Annotated in this window: 2 protein-coding genes; one reads left to right on the top strand and one right to left on the bottom strand. The window is 25.3% G+C overall.

What is annotated here, in order from left to right; translation table 11 throughout:
* Positions 1-48: 48 nt before the first annotated feature.
* Complete coding sequence (locus ACR0QS_RS12860; RefSeq protein WP_432633850.1) at positions 49-1,545, top strand: hypothetical protein; 1,497 nt, start codon at positions 49-51, stop codon at positions 1,543-1,545.
* Positions 1,546-1,626: 81 nt separating this feature from the next.
* On the opposite strand, the gene ACR0QS_RS12855 is transcribed toward ACR0QS_RS12860, so the two are convergent.
* Positions 1,627-2,211 (bottom strand): hypothetical protein, encoded by a 585-nt coding sequence (locus tag ACR0QS_RS12855; protein ID WP_432633849.1) that lies wholly within the window; start codon positions 2,209-2,211, stop codon positions 1,627-1,629.
* Positions 2,212-2,289: the final 78 nt, after the last annotated feature.

Below are 2,289 nucleotides of genomic sequence, written 5' to 3'. Positions count from 1 at the left end.
ATATACTTTAATGATATAATTTTTTTAATATTTTAAGGACGAAAATAAATGGCAATTATAAAGAAAATTATTTTTATAGTGGCTTTAGTATCAATTATTTTTTCAGTTACAAATACGCAAAATTACTATGCTTATAACAATTTATTATATGGATACATAATAAATGAGTTGGAAATCGATGAATTAGAAATAAGTGAACTAGAAATAGAAGAATTGGAAGTAAATGAGTTAATAATAAATGAAATTCAAATTTTTGAAAAGACTATAAATAAAAGTGCAATAGTAAAAGATATTGATTTTAAACTTACATCTATTCAAGATTTTGAAGATAATTTTGATAATTGTTTTTCTTCCGATACTTTAATGTATGATATTGATTGGGCGGGAGTTATTGGTAAATTTTCAGTTGGAACTGCCGTAATAATTTGCACAGGCGTTATTTCGTTTGCAAGCGCTTCTTTAGGTCAACCTCAATTAGCATTTGTATTTGCAACCTCGTCAAAAGAAGCCATTAAAGAAGCGTTGATTGGAGCGGCAATAGGCGGAACATTAAATACTATAATAGAAACTATAAAAAATGGAGAGAGTATAAATAAAAATGCAGTAAAATATGCAATTGAAGGAGCGGCTGATGGATTTATGTGGGGAGCTATAACTGGGGCTGCTTTAGGTTTATATAAAGGATTTAAAATATTGCCTAAAAATCCAATATTTGATAGTTCTGGAAAGTTAATAGGGATACCAGACGAAATTGGAAATTTATTAGACGATTCTGGAAAAATCAAAGGAACTATATTAAGAGATAATTTTATTGAAGATAGCAGTCATAGAATAATTGGAAAATTGGATGATAGTGGTAAATTAATTAAAAATTATAAATCTTATATTCCTAATAACAATTTAATATATACAACAAAAAGTAAATCAAGATTTATCATAAAAAATAAAGCGGTTTATCGTATTAATAATAGTGAATATATAGGACAAATAGATGATGCTGGACGAATAATTAAAGATGGAATTCTCAAAGGGGCTATAGATGAAAATGGTAAATTAATACCTTCTATACAGGAATCTATAAATAAAGGAGTTATATTATCTCCAGATGGAAAAGTATTGAATTTAAATGGATTAAAAATTGAAAAATATACAGAAAGCGGAATAAGAAATATAAAGAAAAAAGGCAAAATAGTTGGGCAAATAGATGATAATAATAGATTAATTTATGATTGGAGAGAAAAAATAAGCATTGCAAGAACTAAAGGCGTTAATGAAGCAAAAAATTTAATTATGAGAAATAATTTTAGCTATAGCGATGCTATTAAAAATGGTGTTATTCATAAATCCGTTAGCGAAAAGTCATATAAAATGTTTTTGGAAACTGGAAAGGGATTAGAAGGACATCATATAAAAAATGTTGCAAGTAATCCTAATTATGCAAGCAGGTCGGATAATATTATTTTTATGTCAAGAAAGGCTCATAAGGCGGTGCATGGCGGTAATTTTCAAAATGCTACTAGAGGAAATTTTACTAAATTAAGATAAAATAAGTTGCAAAATTATATTGTAGATTAAATAAAAAGTTTATAATTTGAAATAAACAATTAATAAATTCTTATATAAAACCTAAAATAACCACAATATCTTTTTTCTAAACTCTACGGTATTCTTTATATTATTTTCTGAATAAGGCTCTTGAAATTCTATGTTTATTGGTATATAGCCTTCTTCTTTAGCGTTTATCTTAAATATAAATTGATTTTCATAAATATTGTGACTATAAGAAGTTCTTATTGGTATTTCATAACTATTACCAGATTGTTTTAATAATCGACCTTCTTCAAAGCTTATACTGTATCTGTCAATATTTGGTATCTTTACCGTAGCATTTATATATCTATTATCATAGTCTTCTGATATTATAGCTCTTATACGAATCATATAATATAAGCTTTTACCTATTTTAAACTTTTTATTTACAGGGTCAAATTTTTCTTTGCCATCTTCCCTAGCATAAAAAGATATTCTTATATCTAAATCTGGATTATTATTTAATTCTATATTATCTAAAATAACTTCTTCAGGAATATATTCAGATTCTGTATCATAAGTATTATTGTCAGTATTATTATCAGACATATTATTTGTATTTGTATCATAAGACATAACTAACATACTGGAAATTAAGAATAATATAATTACTTTTTTCATTTTTTATACCTTTTCAAACTGGGACTAGTATATATTATATATTAAAATAAATAAATTAAAAGTGATTTAATTAGTATT

It is taken from the genome of Brachyspira sp. (assembly GCF_050873525.1).
In the GTDB taxonomy this organism is placed as follows: domain Bacteria; phylum Spirochaetota; class Brachyspiria; order Brachyspirales; family Brachyspiraceae; genus Brachyspira.
The sequence above is the reverse complement of the archived record's forward strand: the minus strand, read 5'-3'. Positions and strand labels throughout refer to the sequence as shown.